This window comes from Reichenbachiella ulvae, assembly GCF_025833875.1.
In the GTDB taxonomy this organism is placed as follows: Bacteria; Bacteroidota; Bacteroidia; order Cytophagales; family Cyclobacteriaceae; genus Reichenbachiella; species Reichenbachiella ulvae.
This window is the reverse complement of the sequence record NZ_JAOYOD010000001.1, coordinates 2,286,254-2,304,622: the sequence shown is the minus strand read 5'-3', so window position 1 is coordinate 2,304,622 and position 18,369 is coordinate 2,286,254. Positions and strand designations below refer to the sequence as shown.

Annotated in this window: 15 protein-coding genes; 6 read left to right on the top strand and 9 right to left on the bottom strand. The window is 41.5% G+C overall.

The window, feature by feature from the left end; all coding sequences use genetic code 11:
* Window positions 1-16 precede the first annotated feature (16 nt).
* From N7U62_RS09080 to N7U62_RS09045, 8 genes are all read right to left on the bottom strand, one after another.
* Window positions 17-559, bottom strand: coding sequence for an HD domain-containing protein (locus N7U62_RS09080; protein ID WP_264137647.1), 543 nt, complete (start codon window positions 557-559; stop codon window positions 17-19).
* A 3-nt stretch (window positions 560-562) separates the two neighbouring features.
* Entirely contained in the window at window positions 563-1,330 is a 768-nt protein-coding gene (locus N7U62_RS09075) for an NAD(P)-binding domain-containing protein (protein ID WP_264137646.1), read from the bottom strand.
* A gap of 101 nt (window positions 1,331-1,431) precedes the next feature.
* Complete coding sequence (locus N7U62_RS09070; protein ID WP_264137645.1) at window positions 1,432-2,559, bottom strand: NAD(P)/FAD-dependent oxidoreductase; 1,128 nt, start codon at window positions 2,557-2,559, stop codon at window positions 1,432-1,434.
* Between the two features lie 138 nt (window positions 2,560-2,697).
* Window positions 2,698-3,909 carry a hypothetical protein gene (locus tag N7U62_RS09065; protein WP_264137644.1) on the bottom strand — a complete coding sequence of 404 codons (1,212 nt, stop codon included), beginning with the start codon at window positions 3,907-3,909 and terminating at the stop codon, window positions 2,698-2,700.
* A 4-nt stretch (window positions 3,910-3,913) separates the two neighbouring features.
* On the bottom strand, window positions 3,914-4,795 hold the full coding sequence (locus tag N7U62_RS09060) for a porin family protein (RefSeq protein ID WP_264137643.1): 882 nt from the start codon (window positions 4,793-4,795) through the stop codon (window positions 3,914-3,916).
* The gene (locus N7U62_RS09055; protein WP_264137642.1) at window positions 4,764-6,464 is read right to left on the bottom strand and encodes a DUF1501 domain-containing protein; all 1,701 of its coding nucleotides are present in this window, start codon (window positions 6,462-6,464) and stop codon (window positions 4,764-4,766) included. Before N7U62_RS09055 ends, N7U62_RS09060 begins: the two co-directional genes overlap by 32 nt.
* 10 nt (window positions 6,465-6,474) lie before the next feature.
* Window positions 6,475-8,289, bottom strand: a complete 1,815-nt coding sequence (locus N7U62_RS09050) for a DUF1800 family protein (RefSeq protein ID WP_264137641.1) — start codon at window positions 8,287-8,289, stop codon at window positions 6,475-6,477.
* A 190-nt stretch (window positions 8,290-8,479) separates the two neighbouring features.
* Window positions 8,480-9,352: a sigma-70 family RNA polymerase sigma factor gene (locus N7U62_RS09045; protein WP_099599468.1), complete on the bottom strand. Its 873-nt coding sequence runs from the start codon at window positions 9,350-9,352 to the stop codon at window positions 8,480-8,482.
* A 330-nt stretch (window positions 9,353-9,682) separates the two neighbouring features.
* Here N7U62_RS09045 and N7U62_RS09040 point away from each other — a divergent pair, with 330 nt between their 5' ends.
* Together N7U62_RS09040 and N7U62_RS09035 are read left to right on the top strand one after the other, a co-directional pair.
* Window positions 9,683-10,138, top strand: a complete 456-nt coding sequence (locus N7U62_RS09040; protein WP_264137640.1) for a CBS domain-containing protein — start codon at window positions 9,683-9,685, stop codon at window positions 10,136-10,138.
* A gap of 70 nt (window positions 10,139-10,208) precedes the next feature.
* On the top strand, window positions 10,209-14,204 hold the full coding sequence (locus tag N7U62_RS09035) for an FG-GAP-like repeat-containing protein (RefSeq protein ID WP_264137639.1): 3,996 nt from the start codon (window positions 10,209-10,211) through the stop codon (window positions 14,202-14,204).
* Window positions 14,205-14,207: 3 nt separating this feature from the next.
* On the opposite strand, the gene ruvC is transcribed toward N7U62_RS09035, so the two are convergent.
* Window positions 14,208-14,759: a crossover junction endodeoxyribonuclease RuvC gene (gene ruvC / locus N7U62_RS09030; protein WP_264137638.1), complete on the bottom strand. Its 552-nt coding sequence runs from the start codon at window positions 14,757-14,759 to the stop codon at window positions 14,208-14,210.
* 117 nt (window positions 14,760-14,876) lie between these two features.
* On the opposite strand from ruvC, the gene N7U62_RS09025 reads away from it, so the two are divergent.
* The 4 genes from N7U62_RS09025 to N7U62_RS09010 are packed head-to-tail and all read left to right on the top strand — an operon-like array spanning window position 14,877 to window position 18,335.
* Window positions 14,877-15,764, top strand: coding sequence for a lysylphosphatidylglycerol synthase domain-containing protein (locus N7U62_RS09025; RefSeq protein WP_264137637.1), 888 nt, complete (start codon window positions 14,877-14,879; stop codon window positions 15,762-15,764).
* Window positions 15,761-16,852 (top strand): glycosyltransferase, encoded by a 1,092-nt coding sequence (locus N7U62_RS09020; RefSeq protein WP_264137636.1) that lies wholly within the window; start codon window positions 15,761-15,763, stop codon window positions 16,850-16,852. Before N7U62_RS09025 ends, N7U62_RS09020 begins: the two co-directional genes overlap by 4 nt.
* A gap of 14 nt (window positions 16,853-16,866) precedes the next feature.
* Window positions 16,867-17,124, top strand: a complete 258-nt coding sequence (locus N7U62_RS09015) for a hypothetical protein (protein WP_264137635.1) — start codon at window positions 16,867-16,869, stop codon at window positions 17,122-17,124.
* A complete protein-coding gene (locus N7U62_RS09010; RefSeq protein WP_264137634.1) occupies window positions 17,121-18,335 on the top strand; it encodes a PP2C family protein-serine/threonine phosphatase in 1,215 nt (404 codons plus the stop codon). Before N7U62_RS09015 ends, N7U62_RS09010 begins: the two co-directional genes overlap by 4 nt.
* The last annotated feature ends 34 nt before the right edge of the window (window positions 18,336-18,369 follow it).

Genomic DNA, 18,369 nt, shown 5'->3' with positions numbered 1-18,369 from the left:
AAAAAAGAGTTCAAAGTTAAGCTTTCAGCATGGGAAATGGATGGCTTGGGTGGCGCCATGCATGACTTATTACTTTTTTTATGATCAGTTTTTGGAATCCTAAAAAGGGAAATGATTCCCTGAGGTGCGCATAGCGAGAAGAGGGCAATCCTTGACGCAGTTTTCCAAAGGCCAGGTCCATCAAATCAGCTTGCCTAAATGCCTCTATCAATTCAGCGTGTTCCCCTTGATATCGTGATAGTTTGTGATGATTAGAAATGATTTGATTACATAGATCAGCCAAATGCCCCTTGCCAGATTCATTGAGGTGCCTCGTTGCAGATTCTGCACTCGGCCCGAGATAATCCATACTATGATGTGTCCAAATACCTATGTCGTGAAATACAGCAGCTATGGCTAGTGCCTCTTCCTGAGCTTTGTTGAGCTCCTTGCTGCAGAGTAGAAGAGTCAAATGATATACACGATAGACATGATTTCGATAGGCATTGTAGTCCTTGCCCAGTGCCTGGGTATAATACAAAAGCACTCGTTCAATCTGTGAAATAGATTTGTTTGCCATATATCAGTGCTGGAAACGATATTCAATGGCCTCAATTAACTTGTCCGAGTTGACGATCTTAAAGTCCACCTCTTCATCTGTAAAGATAGGGGCAGGTACTCCAAGTTCCTTGGCAGCCTCTACATAAAACTGTTCTTTACTTGGGTGAATCGGGGAACATGCATTGAATACCTCGCCCCAGCGCTCTTGATCCAGAATGTGCAGAATCACTTGGATGGCATCATCAAGATGTGTCATGTTGATGGCATTGTCTCTACCACCAATGGTCTTGCCAGACAAGAATCTTCCCGGATGTCTGTCCCCTCCATACAGACCGCCTAGCCTCAAGACTGTACAATGATCTGAAGTAAATATATTCTCAATTTTCAATAGGGAGACTCCTCCACGACTTAAGCATTCTTCACTGGCGTCCTCTTCATTCACTTCCAAATTAGTAGATGGGTATACCGCTGTAGAGCTGATAAAAATGATTTTTTTATCGTTTGGAATTTGAAACCTCACCGCCTTCATGTTCTTTTCATGGAATTCGGGATCATCTGGTGTATTGCGAGGTGGCACATTGATGAATATGATATCTGATTCGAAGAAATCAGAAGGCGTGATGTGAAGTGCCCCTTTGGGGATCAAATAGGGCTGAATGTTTTTGGATTCTAAGACTGCGATTTTGTCCTGGCTGGTGGTACTTCCTTTGACAGTGTATCCTAGTTCGACTAGTTTTTCTGCCAGGGGTAAGCCTAGCCAGCCGCAACCCATGATGCTAATGCTTTTCATGTAGTAGTTTGTTTTTTAGTAATCCGATTGAATATGAGCTCCTCTCATATGTATTGAGCAGCTTCTGTTTGATTTACTTAAACAAGTATAAGAAAACTATCTCACTCATGCATGAGCAGTTCGGCTGCTTCACGACCAATCAGGCTACCAATGGCTATCCCCATGCCACCTAATCGTAGTGAAATCACACAATTGTCATTTATCTTTTCAATCAATGTTTCTTTGGTAGAGCCTATGCCCATGATGCCCGCCCATTGCTGATCAATTTCAAAGGGGGTGTTTGGAAGGATGTGGGTTTTTAATAATTCGATTAAATGGCTTTGAATCTTTTGATTAAAGTTGATTTTGTCGGTTGTTTCTTTATCCTTATCCAGATTTCTTCCTCCACCAAAGAGTACTCTGTTACCGACATTTCTAAAGTAATAGTATCCCTGATCAAAGTGAAAAGTGCCTTTGAAAGGTAAGTTGTCAATGGGTTTGGTGATTAATACCTGAGCTCTAGCTGGCTTTAAGTCCAGGTCGGGCAGTAGTTGCTTGCCAAAACCATTGGTGGCTATGATACATTTTTTGGCATGAATATTACCTGCTAACCCTTGAATATTAACACCATCTGCCTGATATGAAATTGAAGTTACTTTATAGCCATTTAAGATTTGAATGTGTTTTTGTTTAGCCAAATCAATGAGGTTTTTCATCATCAGACCTGTGTTGATCTGCCCCTCTCCATTGATAGATATGGCTGAACCAACTCCTTGAAAGCCTGCTTTTTCAATGATGGAATGATGGACCTCATAGACTTTACGTTTCAGGGTAGGGTAGATTAAGCGGTTAAGTCGATCAATTTGCGAGAAGGTTTGATCAAAAAGAGATTGATCTTCTTTAAGAAACAACTCGTAGCTGCCAGGAGTTTCCAGTCCTATATTTTCTTTGCCAAGTAGTTGTTGGAGATTTTCTAGCCCTTTCCATCGTTTTTCAATTCTGGCAAGAACTTGATCTTCACTTTCATTTTCCAGATCCATGAGTACCTCGGTAGGACTACCAAAGCAAGCAAATCCAGCGTTTTTAGTGCTGGCACCAGTAGGCAATGGACCTGCCTCAAGAATCATAACCCGATGTTTCGGATAGACTTCTGCATAGCGAATGACAGCCGATAGACCTACAATCCCACTACCAATGACCACTAAATCAGGTTTTTGAATAAATGTATCTTGCTCCCAATAACTCCACATATACTAGCTTTTCTCCTTTTCGAACTAAAATAGGTATTTAGTTGGTATTGCTAGAGTCTCGAAGCTTTGTTTTTAATTCAATAAAAAAGGGTAAATGCTTTGGCACTTACCCCGTTCAAGTCCTTTTTAAGAAGTTTATTATTGACCTACAAAACCTAACAGTTCCTTTTCCGGAATCTTACTAAAGAAGATTCTTGGCAACCTGCCAGATACCAGAGTAGTTCCTAAAACCATCAGGTTGTTGTCTGCATCTAGTTTGATGGATGACAATTCGTATGGATTTAGGTGTCCGATCTTGTGTATACCTGCAAGTTCTCCACTAGTGGAATCATAAAAGTACAATACTACTTGTCTTGACTGAGATTCAGCCGCAACGATTGAATAAGTACTCAATCCTAAATCTGCAGAAATAATCTTAGCGTTAGTTCTTGATTTGAACTCTGAAAAGGGAAGAGAAAAATAATCAACACTTGAGGGACTACTTGTATAATCTACCGTTTGGATTGGGTTGATGAAATTATCATTGTATTGATAACCAAAAATACTAAATGAATTACCTCCTAAGGGTAGCGCAGCAGTCATACCACCATGTGCCCCTTGTCCTTGGACTTGCCCAGTGGGCGTATTACCAAAGTTGGTAAATACCCAAGACATGGTGTAACCGTAAACGCCATTGAAGTAATAGTCTCCTCCCGGAATTTGTCCACAGAAAAATGGAAGACCATCTCTTTCGGGATCTATATAGTGATCAAAGATACTTGAGCCTGTAATGTCATCAAATGTGGCACCTGCACCTATGGCATATCCATTTCCTCCAATTCTGGAACCATCGGTAGCATGAAGGCTGATGACCATTTGTTCAGACCCAGCGTTATAACTCAAAATTAGCAACTCGTCATTTTCAGTTTTAGCCATTGCCAATGGAAAGGTTAATCCTCCACCAGGAGTTATGATATTGTAATCTGCGGGGCTATTCCCCATCACTTCTACCAGTCTAGCGCCATATGAAGCTTGTTCCTCCATAGTCAGGAAGTAGTGATTATCTCCGATTGTTACTAAATCTCCAATTGGTGCTACATAAGCTTCAGGTAGGACTTCGTCCTCCATTGTGTAATTACCTGCTTCATCCAATTTGATTAATTGAACGCCCATATATTGGCTATTGCTCAATTTTTGACCCGCCAGGATCAAATAGCCAGTATCCAGTGCAACTACATCAATTGGATTGTAGTCATGGTCACTTCTGAAACTATCGTAAATTTTGGTAAATGATTCTTTTGGATCGATTTCATCGTCTTTGCATTGAACAAAGAGGGCAATAAGGGAAAGTAATAAGATGGCTCTTTTCATCTGATTAATAAGGTGAGAAGGTTTTGTCAATATATCTTAATGGGAACACAATGCTCAAAGAGGCATTGATATTATTGATGGTGATTTCATCATTGGTTTCGCCTAGGGAAACCAATTCATTTTCTGAGAATCTGGCTTTGGTATTGGTGATCGAACTCATGCCATAATTGTAGCTGATCTCTAATACAGTACGGATATTGAAATAGTCAAATGCTGCTCCAATACCACCTAGTGCTCCATAATAGTTTTGAAAGCCATCTTTCACATTGATAGAAACATTGCCTCCACTATACGAAACAGGAGAACCACTTTGATAGTCTGTGTGAGTGATTTTGGTCTTCTTGTTAGCATCTAACAAGAAGGAATATTGCATGCCTACCATGAGATAGGGCCTTACTTTCCCACTTTGAATGAATTCGTATTTCACACTGAGAGGAAGCTCAATGTAACTCATGGTTTGTTCACTTTCATAGGCAGTTTCGAAGGTCTGAGTTTCAGTGTCTCCAGTCCATTCGATACTACTGTTGTAGCTATATCCCATACTTTTGAAGACAGGCTGAGTGCCGATAGAGAAACCTTTGTGATATAACGAGATATCCAGGCCAAGCATCACCCCAGGTTTGTTAAACTGATCGTATTCTTTTTCCAGGAGCTCTAAATCATAGTTAATAGGGTCTATCGTGGAATACCTCTGGCCGGGAATGGGTTGGCTGTAATTCATACCCGCTTTGATTCCAAGCCACCACTGTGTATTGAGGAAGTTTTGGTATTCGGATCCGGGAAGTTTAGGTTTCATGTTTCGCTGTGCCATGGTCTGGTTGGCTGCCAGCAAAAGGAAAGCGATGATAAATGCTTTACTTACGGATAAAAAGGCGTTTTGTATCATTGAGTTTCGGTGATTTGGCTTTGATGAAATAAAATCCAGGCATCATATCGTGCAACTGGAATGTGATCGTGTGTTTACCAGGAGTGATTTTTCGGATAGTTGATTTGACTACCTTTCCTGATGAGTCGATCAGCTCAAATTTAACTTTTTGTGTGTCATTTACCATTACAATGGCCTGAACATAGTTGGTGGCAGGGTTAGGGTAAATGGACTCAATTTGAAACATGGATTTGAGGTAATTGTCTGAGCTGGTTACTACCTCTTTGATCAAATCCATCGGTTCGTAATTTCCTCCATCAGGATTAGCACCCGAAATGAAATCTCTGAAGAAAATATCATTGCTGATTACAGACTCTTCTACACCCATCCATTCCGAAAGAATGTTGGCATAGATTTGTCGATAATCAAATTGCATCCCTACATTGTTTTCGCTTAGATCAGGGTTGGTTCCATAGATTCCAGGTTTTACTCCAGCCCCAAACATCATGACTGGTCCGCCTGTACCGTGATCTGTACCGTAAGACCCATTAGAGGCAATTCGTCGACCAAATTCGGACATAGAAACCGTCAATACCTTTTCAGATAACCCTCTAACACGAAGATCCTGGTCAAAAGCTCTCATGGCAGAACTGATGTGGTAAAGTAGAGCTGCGTGCCCTCCATAGGTAGAGTCATAGGATTCAGTTTGTTCAGCATGTGTGTCAAAACCTCCTATTTTAACCAGGAAAACTTTGGTTTTGATTCCTCCTCCCATCAACCTCGCTACCAGCTTCAATTGATTACTAAGCGGATTTCTTAAGTTGGGATTAAATGGATATGATTCTGGATAGTTGACCGAAGAATCAGTTTCGTCCGCAGACTCATATATTTCAGCGAGTCGTTTGATATACGTTTCCGATTTGTCTTCAAGACCTAATAACCAGTCCATTTCCTTAGAATAAGGGCTGCCGTCGAGAAAGGCAGGCGGAGTTCCTCTTGGATCCAATCCATCATCCGTAAATCCTTCAAGATTTTCCACCAAATTGGCTAGCCCTGTAGGGCTTCCTCCCAAAGATATGGAAGTAGGAATGTTTCCTTCCTGATGGAAAAGGAGAGATACATCATTTCCCATCTCTAATGCAAGCGGATCTGGCATTCCTTCACTTGGAAATTCTTCAGGGTATTGCAAAGGAGCGTATTCTTGCTTGAGATAACGACCAATCCATCCTGAAGAGAAGTAGTCATCGTAATCACCACCCATCAACCAGATGTCTCTCCCTCTAAAGTGAGATCCATTGTTGTTCTGGTATGAAACTCCCTGAAAAATTGCCGCCTTTCCACGATCATACATGTCTTTGAAGTCCGTCATGTCAGGATGGACACCCACCTGATCTGCCAGAGGCACAGTACTGTCTAGTGGTATCAGCGTCCTGTTACCAGATTTATATGGAATAGCAATATTGGCTCTTCGGCTGTAATATTGGTTGTAATTCTCAATTGGAATGACCGTGTTCAATCCGTCATTTCCACCATGCATTTGCAGAATGATTAGGACATTGTCATTAGAGCCTTGGGTAGCCAATTGTTGAAATCTGTTCTGTGCTTGCAGGATTTGAAGAGGAACGCCCTGAAAGGCGATTGGTGCACCTGCAGCAAAACCGATTTTCTTGATAAAATTTCTTCTTTTCATAGTCCTGGTTTTACATCAGTTGATATTCAGGCGTCTGTAACATGGCGTTGAGCAGATTGGCCAGTTGGTTATTTACAGTTTCCATGTCCAAATTGCCATTCCAGCGTTCGGTCCATGCAAGCTCTGGATCAGTGTCAATTTGAGGATTCATTAGAAATGCACTTAAGAAATAATTCATTCTCTCTTGGGTCAATTCACTCGTTCCTGTCCCGTCAAATGACAAATCGCTGCTCATAGGTAGTAGATACTCAGCCAGACTAATAATCAATTGACGCGCATCACTAGCCACAGCATCTGATATATTAGCCTTTACCCAATCATAGGGATTGACTTCTCCTATGGCTAAGGTCGCTTCAGTAGATAGGTGAGTTCGAATGTAATTGTAGCGATTGGTCAGGTAATTGGTGGTGATCCATGATCTATTGTAGAGTGGGAATTGATGATAAGCCGAATACCCAGCTACCTCAAAAGGTTCATAAAGATCCATGCCTTGTCCATTCATAGCGCCAAGGATACCGAGAGTAAGCTCATAGAAATTAGCAACCTCAGTTTGTGCACTAGGTACTTGAACTCCGAAATTTTTCATGAAACCCACTGTTAAGTCTAGTGGAGATTTGATGATTGCTCCTAAGGTATCGTCATTTACACCTGCCGCTCCACGATAGAATTCTTCGCTAGTAAACAGAGCTTCCAGTACCGGAGTAAGCTTGTATTCATTGGCGATAAAAATATCTGCCATGTCCTGAATGATACCTGATTGGATGGTCTCATCTACTTCGTGATAGACAAAAAAGCGATAAAGACGCCTGCATATATGTGCGGGAGTTTCTGCCTGTTCATAGATCATATCTACCAACTGACTGATTTCATCTAAAACACTCTCTTCATTCGGGCTAGTTCCATTAGTTAGCAGATTGGGGTCCGCTTCTATTGTAGCTCCTCCTAGTCTCGAACTAAAGGTCTTTACAGAAGTGTCATGTTGGGTAGCTATGTTGCCTCCTTTGATTACACCTCTGGGTAGTTCAGTTTCTTCATCGATATTATTAAAGCCCAGAGCATCTCTGTCCACGTCCAGATCGAATCCGGAAAGCACCTTGGCAGCTTCCTGTACATCTTGTTCTGTATAGAAGATATAATCACCTTGAAATTCAGCCTCAGGTAGATTGCCTTCCAGTCCTCGACCGATGGTATAGAGTTCTAATAGTTCCCTGCCAAAGTTTTCATTTGGACTCCCTTTTACATTCAGTCTACCGTCCAAAAATTGTAGCATGGCGTTTTCTACACATACCTTTTTAGTCAGATGTTTGAAATTGACTGGGTATATAGTAGGAGGTAGTATCTCAGTAGAATCTGGATCTGGATTGGGGGTTGGTACTTCTATATCGTTTCTATCAAATGCAAAGTGTCTAAATAGAGCCCATTGATAGTATAGAGATTTTGTGTCTCTAACTTTTGATTCTTTGGTAGTGAAAAGGGTGTGCATAAAAAACACTATTCTTTCACGAAAACTATGAGCTAAAACTTGATCTGGGGCTGCATCTGTACCTAACATCTGTCCAACAATCCAAGCCTTCAGTAAAGAACCTAGATTATCGCTGTTCACATCTTCTACAATTGGACCCGAGATCCATTCTGTACCAGTAGCAGGATCAACAGGGGGGAGAGGTTTAGGTAAGTTGTCGATATTCAGCCTTGCAAATGCTTCTGCGGCAGTTAATGCCGCAAATTCATCGATTTGGGCAGGTGTAGCTCCTGTGCAGGCTCTCCGAAGTAAGTGGGCCGCACGATTCTTTCCAAGCGTACCTGATATGGGGGTAAATGGCATAGCGGATGAATTTATGCTTTTAGTTTAGAATACAATAATAACAATAAAGCTTTTGTATTATTATATTTTATCTTGTAATAATTATATATGTAACTACATGGATGTGTTGAAGTTACGGATGGCACGGTTATAAAACAAAAAAACCTCGACAGATGCCGAGGTTTCATATTTTGAGACTTGCTTGACTTTATCAAGTCGCGCAAAATTCTTTCAATCTTTGGTTTTTATTAGGCTCTCTTAACTTCTGTAAGGCCTTTTCACGAATTTGTCTTACACGCTCACGAGTCAACCCCATGATGTCTCCAATTTCTTCCAAAGTAAATGGGTTATCAGATCCGATTCCGAAACTCATTTTCACCACTTCTCTTTCTCTAGCAGTTAGAGTAGATAGGGCTCTGATCGTTTCAACTTTCAAAGAATCATTGAAAACCATCTGACCATCTGTAGGTCCAGTAGTCTTGTTTTCTAATACGTCCAATAGCGAACCAGACTCATCTTCACCAAAAGGAGCATCCATAGACATCTGCTTCACTTCAGCACCTAATGTGTTTCTTACTTCGCTTGGCTTCATTTCAAGAATATCAGCCAATTCTTCTTCGGTTGGCTCTCTCTCGTACTTTTGCTCTAGTTCGGCGTATGCTCTTCTGATCTGGTTGATCGCACCAGATTTGTTCATCGGCAATCTTACAATTCTCGATTGTTCTGCCAATGCCTGCATGATAGACTGACGAATCCACCATACCGCGTATGAGATGAATTTAAATCCTTTGGTTTCGTCAAATTTCTTAGCTGCTTTGATAAGGCCCAAGTTTCCTTCATTGATCAAGTCATTCAATGGAAGACTTCTGTTTTGATATTGTTTCGCAACCGAAACAACGAATCTAAGGTTGGCCTTTACTAATTTTTCTAATGCTAGATCATCTCCTTGTTTAATTCTTTGTGCTAATTCTACCTCCTCGTCGGGGGTGATCATCGGCACACTACTAACTTCAGTAAAATACTTCTCAAGTGTATGACTTTCACGTCTGTTAGTAATGGATTGTGTGATCTTAAGCTGTCTCATATGATTTTATTTTCCTTATTTATGGAGCCAAATATTTCTCGATACCTGTACAGACATAAGAAATACGAGCCCGCAAATTTAATGTTTTATACGTATCCTATCAAGTTGAAGGTCAGTTTTATCTGTATTTTTCTTCTTAGTCACTTAGGTCTTTGTAGTTTTTATGACATTTTGAAACTGGACACATCGATTTCAATCTTAGTAAAGTACAAAACATAACGAAATAATCCTAGGATATTGTGCTTTTTGAACCAGGGTCTTGATTTTGAGACAAAAATAGCTTAATATAATAGGTATTATTCTAATGCATGAACACTAAAAATTACTATTATGGTTATGAACTTTAAAGGTGCTGCTATAGCCCAAGAACAAGACATCAAGTACGAGAAAATCTCGGATTACATGGCGAAAGACCTCATTACTTTCACGCCCGATATGGAAATAGCCGAGGCTATAGATGTTATGTTGAAAAAGAAAATATCAGGCGGGCCTGTTTTGAATGAAAGAAGAGAGTTGGTGGGGATGCTTTCCGAAAAGGATTGTCTCAAGGTATTAGTGCAGTCATCATACCATAATATTCCTAGCGGAAAGGGAAAAGTGAAGGATTTTATGTCCGAGAATGTAAAAACACTGGATATAGATATGGATGTGGTAGAATGCGCCAATGAGTTTCTTACTACGTATTTTAGGCGTTTTCCTGTTACACAAAACGGAGTGTTGAAAGGTCAGATATCCAGACGCGATATCATGCGAGCGGCACAAAAAATCAAATCAACCACCTGGTAATAGACGCTTTGGCAATGGCCAAAGGTTTACGAGTTAAGAGGAAAGATTAATTACATAAGGCGGGCATTATTTGAAACGATTACTATTCTTATTGATCCTGTGGGGATTGGTATATTCCAAGGCTTCATCTCAGCATTTTTTTTCCATTTCAAAGCAATCAGGCTTAGATATTCATAGCAACCAAAATGGGGTTGCTGTTGCGGATTATGATGGAGATGGAGACTTGGATGTTTTTTTTGTTGGGCGGTTAAATGATCAAGACCCTTCTATCCCCAATTCTAATACACTATTCAGAAACAACAATGATGGCACTTTTACGGATGTGACCGAACTGAGTGGTATCAAAGAATCTTACAATTATACTGCAGAGGCTGCAGATGGTGGCTTCAACTCTGGGGTAAAGATGGGAGCAGCCTGGGGAGATTATAACAATGACGGTTTTCCAGACCTCATGTATACAGCCCAGCACGAACGTACACTTTATAAAAACCTGGGAGATGGAAGTTTTCAAGATGTTACTCTGGAAGCTGGAATTTTTCAACATGAAAATTGCCACAATTCAAGCGCACTTTGGTTCGATTTTGACAATGATGGGTTCTTAGATGTCTTTTTTACAATCTGGGAGGAGTGCAATGGGAATCGCCTGTACAAAAACAATGGTGATGGAACATTCAAAGACGTCACTCAGGCTATGGGAATTGTTGGAGGCTCGTTTACCTGGATGGCCTATCCAATCGATGTGAACGAGGACGGTTGGGTAGACTTGTATTTGGCCAATGATTTTAAGGTGCCGAATCAACTGTTTGTCAATCAAAACGGAACAGGGTTCCTTGATCAAGCTGGCGATTATGGATTAGCAGATCAAGGGGATTGTATGGGTATCGCAGTAGTAGATTTCGATAGGGATGGAGATGAAGATATTTATGTCACAGATATCAATGTGAGTTCACTCTATAGTAGACAAGGTGATTTGAGCTATCTGGAGGAAGCTCCCTACGAACAAGTAGAGAAAACCGGCTGGGGATGGGCCGGGGTTTTTGCTGACTGGGACAATGATGGGGACGAGGACCTGTATGTCACCAATGGCTATGGTCAGGGCAACCGAGAGGTGAATAAAATGTATCAAAGCCAATACGCTGCGGGCGTCAATTCTTTTGTTGATATTGCTAGTGAGATAGGTCTGGATTTACCTACAGAAAGTTTGTCGGCTGTGTTTTTTGATTTTGATCATGACGGGGACCGCGATTTGTTGGCGACTGATTTTAATGGTACGCCGCTGTTTTATGAAAACTTACTGGAAACAACTGATAAGTCTGGAAACGCCTGGTTGCAGCTATCGCTGGAAGGAACAGCATCCAATCGTTCAGGTCTTGGGGCCAAAGTCGAAGTAGTAGGTTCTAGCCTTTCTTTCAAGAAAACCAATTACTCTGTGGCCATGTTGTCACAAAGTATCCAGGGTCTCCATTTTGGTTTAGGCGAGGAGGTAGGGCCAGTGGATGTGACAATTGAATGGCCTTCTGGTATCACAGAATCTTACAATGGCATAGCTATTAATGCAAATTATCATTTTGTTGAATCTCAAGGATACAGTCAGGTTCAGATAACAAGTCAGAAAATCCTAGGTTGTAATGATCCGGATGCTTGCAACTATGATTCTGGAGCCACTCAAAATGATGGTAGTTGTACGTATTTACCTTCCAAACAGATTTCAGGAGAAACTGCTCCCGAGATTTTAAGCGAGCAGTTATATTCTTACCCGTTGACTGAAAATAGTGTGTATCACTGGGAGGTTGATGGTGGGTCAATTCTGGAAGGGCAGGGAACTCATGAGATTTTGGTTCTTTGGGATATCGTGCAAAATGGAAAGGTCGAATTAGTAGAGGAGAATGTTTGTAAGTCAAAGCCTTCTTCAGTTGCGGTGGCGTTGAGAGCAGTTGAAAGAACCGAGGAACATTCTATAGCTCGTCAATGGAATGAAGTGCTGTTGGAGGCTATTAGGAATGATTATGCACGACCGACTATGCATGCTCGGAATCTCTTTCATAGCAGCGTAGCTATGTATGATGTTTGGGCTGTGTTCAATCAGACAAAACCTTATTTGTTAGGTCAAAATGTACACGGGTTTCAATCAAATTTTGATGGCTTTACATCGACTGAACCCATACCTGAATCTACAGATATTGCCATTAGTTATGCCATGTATCATCTTTTGAAACATCGCTTTCAGTATTCACCTAATGCGGAGGTTACGCTTCAGAGTTTGGAAGAAATAATGGGGATTTTAGGGTATGACCCTAGCTTCAGTTCTACAGATTATAGTTCAGGTGATCCCGCAGCATTAGGGAACTACGTGGCGCAAACTGTCATAGAATTTGGTAGACAAGATGGTTCGAGAGAGGATAGTCATTACGATAATGCTATTTATACCTCTGTGAATGAGCCACTCGTTCCAGATTTGCCGGGTAATTCTTCACTCACTGATGCCAACAGGTGGCAACCACTGGCCTTGGATGTTTATGTGGATCAAAGTGGCAATGTGATTGGTAATTCTTCGCCGGAATTTCTCAGTCCGGAATGGGGGGAGGTATTGACTTTTGCCATGACTTCAGATCAGTCAAGTCTCTACTCTCGAGAGGAAGGTGAATACACAGTCTTTCATGATCCAGGTAGTCCTCCTTTGTTGGATTTAGAAAACCCTACGGCTGACAATGAAGCCTTTTTAAGGGCATTTAGCATGGTAGCCATATGGTCGAGCCATTTGGATCCAGGGGATGGAGTGGTTTGGGATATTTCGCCCGCTTCGATTGGTAATGTAGATTTTAGCCAATTCCCCATTGATTTTGATCAATATGAAAATTTTTATACCTATTCCGAAGGTGGAGATTTAGGTACTGGATATGAGGTTAACCCATATACGAATCAACCCTATCAACCTCAATTGGTACCAAGAGGAGATTATGCTAGAGTATTGGCAGAGTTTTGGGCTGACGGACCGGATTCAGAAACTCCTCCAGGGCATTGGTTTACCATCCTTAATTATGTTTCTGATCATGAGCTACTCGTCAAGAAATTTGAAAAACAAGGTGAAATTCTGGATGCTTTGGAGTGGGATGTAAAGGCTTATTTTCTGCTTGGGGGAGCGATGCATGATGCGGCTATTTCGGCATGGAGTATCAAAGGATGGTATGATTATATCAGACCGATATCTGCTTTGCGTTATGTGGCACAACTTGGGCAAAGCTCAGAGCCAAATGCTACGGATTATCATGTGGCAGGAATTCCACTTATTCCTGGTTTTATCGAAAGGGTAGAAGCAGGAGATCCCCTCGCAGGGTCTTCGGACGAAAATGTGGGAAAGATTAAATTTTACACCTGGCGAGGACCTGGCGAGATAGCCAATCCTGATACTGATTATGCAGGCGTAGGATGGATCTTTGCAGAAAATTGGTGGCCCTACCAGCGTCCTACATTTGTGACGCCACCCTTTGCTGGCTATGTGTCTGGACACTCTACTTTTTCGCGAGCTGCGGCGGTGATTTTGGAAAAAATAACAGGAAGCGAATATTTCCCAGGAGGTATGGGAGAGTTTGTCGCCCCAAAAAATGAGTTTTTGGTGTTCGAGGAAGGCCCAAGTCAGGATGTAGTGCTACAGTGGGCAACATATAGGGATGCTTCTGATCAATGCAGTTTGTCCAGAATCTGGGGTGGTATCCATCCACCTATAGATGATATCCCAGGACGAATTATTGGACAGCAGATTGGGGAGGAATCATTTGAGTTCGGTAAGCAGTATTTCGAAACGGTGTTGTCCAGTGAGAAGACTGAAAGGTCAGCTTTATTTACAATTTTATATCCAAATCCCGCTGAATCGAATCAACCGATCTACATAAAGGGGATAGTGGATGGGAGAAACCTGGAGATTTCAGATTTATCAGGAAGACGGTTTTACTCCAATCTGGAGGCTCTGCCCGTATCTACTGATGTGTTGGAGCTAAAGCTGGATTTGAATCCGGGGGTATATTTAATCAGATCTGGTTCCTGGCAATCAACTTTGATTCTTAGATAGGCGCTATTTTATCCGTTTAGGATTGTCAGAGATGAAGGCTTTCCAACTTTTGCTACTAGATTGTACTTTGCCTCCCTGATAGTGATGTGTGAGGGCAACTGCTAAGGCATCCGTAGCATCGAGCAGCTTTGGCGCGTCTTGAAATTTCAATATTGACTTCAACATGGCTGCAACCTGTTCTTTGGAGGCATTGCCATTTCCTGTTACGGATTGTTTTACCTTCTTTGGAGCATATTCGGTGATGGGAATGTCTCGGTTCAAAGCAGCAGACATAGCCACTCCCTGAGCCCTGCCTAGTTTGAGCATGGATTGAACGTTTTTGCCATAAAAGGGAGCTTCCAATGCCACATCGTCTGGAGCAAACTCTTCGATAATAGAAGAGACCCGCTCGTAGATTTTTTTCAGTTTTAGTTCATGGGTTTTGTATTTGCTGAGGTGGATGACCCCAAACTGCAGAATTTTAATTTTAGGTCCAATGATATGTATCACTCCATATCCCATAACAGTCGTGCCTGGGTCTATTCCTAATATTATTTTTTCCTTATTTTTCTGCATAGATGTGAATAGCATTGCAAGATAGAAATCATCAGGCTTTTTTCGGTCTGTTAAATCTCATTTGTGGAAAGGATCAGAGCATATCATTCAGTTTTAATCAATCTTCCTATTTGGAAGATGCTGAGATGGATATGGACCTGGATATTGCCGATCATAGTGTTGTGGATGTTGTATCAACAAGTTATTGGGCGTGATTGGACCTGGGATTTCACTGGTTTGAAGATTGTGCCATTGATTATGGCCCTTGCCTTGCTGCCATTCAATTTGTTTTTGGAATCTTACAAGTGGTATGTAGTCACCCGCAGTTTTAGCTCCTATTCAATAGTAGAGGTAATTCAGTTGGTTTTAGCTGGTAGGAGTTTGAATGTTTTGGCTCCTGCAGGAATAGGGGATGCCATAGTCAGGGTAGGAGATGTGAAAGGACTTGAAAGGAAGAAGGCCTTGTCTGCGCTTTTTGTTTGTCGTACGACTCAATTGGTACCCACAATGTTTTTTGGCGCCATTGCTACTTCGTTTTTGAGCTTCAAAGGAGTGACTTTTTTCAACGCGAGGGTGATGCCTATAATGATAGCTATTGTATTAGTCATAATAGCAGTTGGAATATTAATTAAAACTACAACCCCTCAAATAGATCGACTGAAATCTCATCTGGAGTATATAAGCCGCAAAGTTATTTTCAGATTGCTTGTTGTATCTTTTTTGCGCTATGCTGTATTTAGTTTTCAGTTTCTTTTGATTTTTTATGCACTCAATGTCTCAATGCCAGTCTATCTTTTGCTACTCGGTATATTTTGGGTTTTCATGGCCAAGTCATTAGTGCCGGGTATGTTGCTGGTTGGCGATCTAATGACAAGGGAGGTTTCGACACTTATGTTTTTCTCTCTCTTCGTCGAGGATGTCAGGTGGGTGATGATGGCTGGTTTGGTTATATGGTTGATTAATATAGTTATACCTGCGATTTTGGGATTGTTCTTCGTTTCAAAGGCTAAAAGGAACTGGTTGTGATTGTACTACTCATCCTCCTTTTCCTACTCTATGATCTATTGATGCTGATCTTGTTTTTTTCTCTCCCAAAGAGAGTGATAAAACTGCTAGACAAGAGTGAAAACAAGGAAATTTCGGTGCTGGTCCCAGTACGTGATGAGGAGGAGCATATCAAGCAAATATTGAATTGTATTCTGAAAAACGACTATCAGAATTTTGAGGTATTGGTGATTGATGATCATTCCACTGATCTAACAGCAGAAGTAGTAAAGGGAATACAGGATTCTCGGATTCGCTTGATTACATTGGCAGGATCAGAATCGGGTAAAAAGGCTGGGATCAAGAGAGGCGTGCAGGAAGCAAAAGGAGATTGGATCGTATGCACCGATGGAGATACTCAAGTTGGGACCAAATGGCTTCAATGCTACGCAGAGGCACTGGAGCAGAATCAAATGGCTTTCGGACCAGTCAAATATGAGGATTCGCAAGGTTTTTGGGTGGATATGCTGAATATGGAACTGTCAGCCTTAGTCGGGGTGGGGGCTGCTACTCTCAAACTGGGCCATCCAGGTATGATTAATGGTTGTAATTATGGATTTCATAAACAGGCTTTTAGGGAAGTTGAGGGCTTTGAAGGAAATGAGCATTTGGCCTCTGGAGACGATGAATTTTTGCTGAGAAAAATATACAAGCGATACCCTGGTAAAGTACAATTCCTGTCTAGCCCAACACCCCTGGTAGTGACGGAAGCTGTAAAGAGTCTGAGGGAATTTTATCATCAGCGCATCCGCTGGTCCTCCAAATGGAAACACCACAGGGATTGGAATTCTTGGTTTTTGCCGGTCTTCTTGTTTTTGGTTTACGCATTTGGGACATTTGGTGTGATCCAAATATGGGATCAGAATCTGCCTATTATTTTATCGTTGATTGCCTCTAAACTAATTGTGGATTATTTTTTTTTGAGACGCAGCTCTGGTATCAGCAATTCTAAAATATCCATTCCTGGATTTCTGCTGCTCCAAATTATTTACCCGGTTTATGTGGTATTCTTTGGCATAGCTTCTAATTTTGGAAAGTTTCGTTGGAGGAAACGCAGTTATAAAGTTTAAGGAAATCGACTATTATGAGTGACCATGAATACGACGTATTGGACGAATTGTACTTTTTGATCGCATTCAAGGAGCTCAAAGAAAATGTTGGAATAGAGGATGATGAATTGCTCGCCGTTCTAAAAAAAATGTACAAGAAGGGTTGGGTGAAATGCTATGCTGAGCCTGATCTGGAGTTGGGTCCGGAAGAAGTCGACCTTCAAATACACTTTCGTGATTATCATTATTTGGCAACTAAGGCCGGATTAAAAGTCCATACAGGTACAGCATGAGCCCGGCAGATACCATAGCGTCCAATCTGAAGGAACTCGAGCTCAATTCTTTGCTAGAGGTGACAGAGGCGATTAACAATAATTTGCCTGAGGAATCTCTCTACAAGATTTATCATTTTACCTTGTTGGCTAACCTCAAAGTCAAGAAGTTGGCACTTTTTGTAAAAGAGGAGGATTGGGAGAACAAAGTCTTTTTTGGAGTAAAAAAGGAAGTTTGTAATGAAGTGTCTCTTTCTGCTTTTGAATCATTGAAGCAGACTGCAGCGATCGATCGAAACAGGCAGGAAAGCGAGCATTTCGAATATGCCATACCGGTCTTGCACAAAGACAAGTTGCTTGCTCTGGTTTTCATCGCCGATGTAGCCCAGTCGCAAGTAGGGATCTCCTCCAAATCGCCTACCACCTTTCTTGAGGCGATTACGAATATTTTGATTGTTGCGATCGAGAACAAGAAACTAGCGCGAAAGCAATTGGCTCAGGAAGCCTTGGCCAAGGAATTGGAAATTGCTAAGCAAGTTCAAAAAAACCTATTCCCGAAAGCTCTACCGCAAACGAAACAGCTGGAGATCGATGCAGTCTATCAACCCCACCACAATGTAGGAGGGGACTACTACGACTACATGTCGATAGACGAAAATCAATACATGGTTTGTATTGCCGATGTGTCTGGCAAAGGTGTGCCTGCAGCTCTGATGATGTCTAATTTCCAGGCATCTCTGAGGACGCTGGTTCGCCAGACACGCAATCTGATGAACATCGTAAAAGAACTGAATTATCAGCTGGTGCATTCTGGTAACTCGGATATATTTATCACTTTCTTTATTGCTTCTTATGATCGGGAGTCTAAGGTACTGAACTATGCCAATTGTGGACATAACCCTCCTTTGCTGATTCAAAATGGTAAGAAGCAACAACTAACCAAAGGGACTACTGTGCTAGGGATGTTTGATCCATTGCCTTTTATAGAAACTGAAATGTTGGAAGGCGTAGAGTCGTTTCAGCTCTTTAGCTATACCGATGGTCTCACCGAAGCAGAAAATTTAAAAGGAGAGGAGTTTGGAGAGGAACGTGTCGAGCAAATCGTAGACCAATGTGATCAATCTACTGCCTTCGAACTCAATCGCAATATGCTGGCTGCAGTAGAGAAGTTTCGTGAAGGAAAGGCCTATCGAGATGATATCACGCTCCTTTCCGTGAAAGAGAAGTCATAGGTTTGGCAAGCTTTTATTTCAAACGTACCCCCAG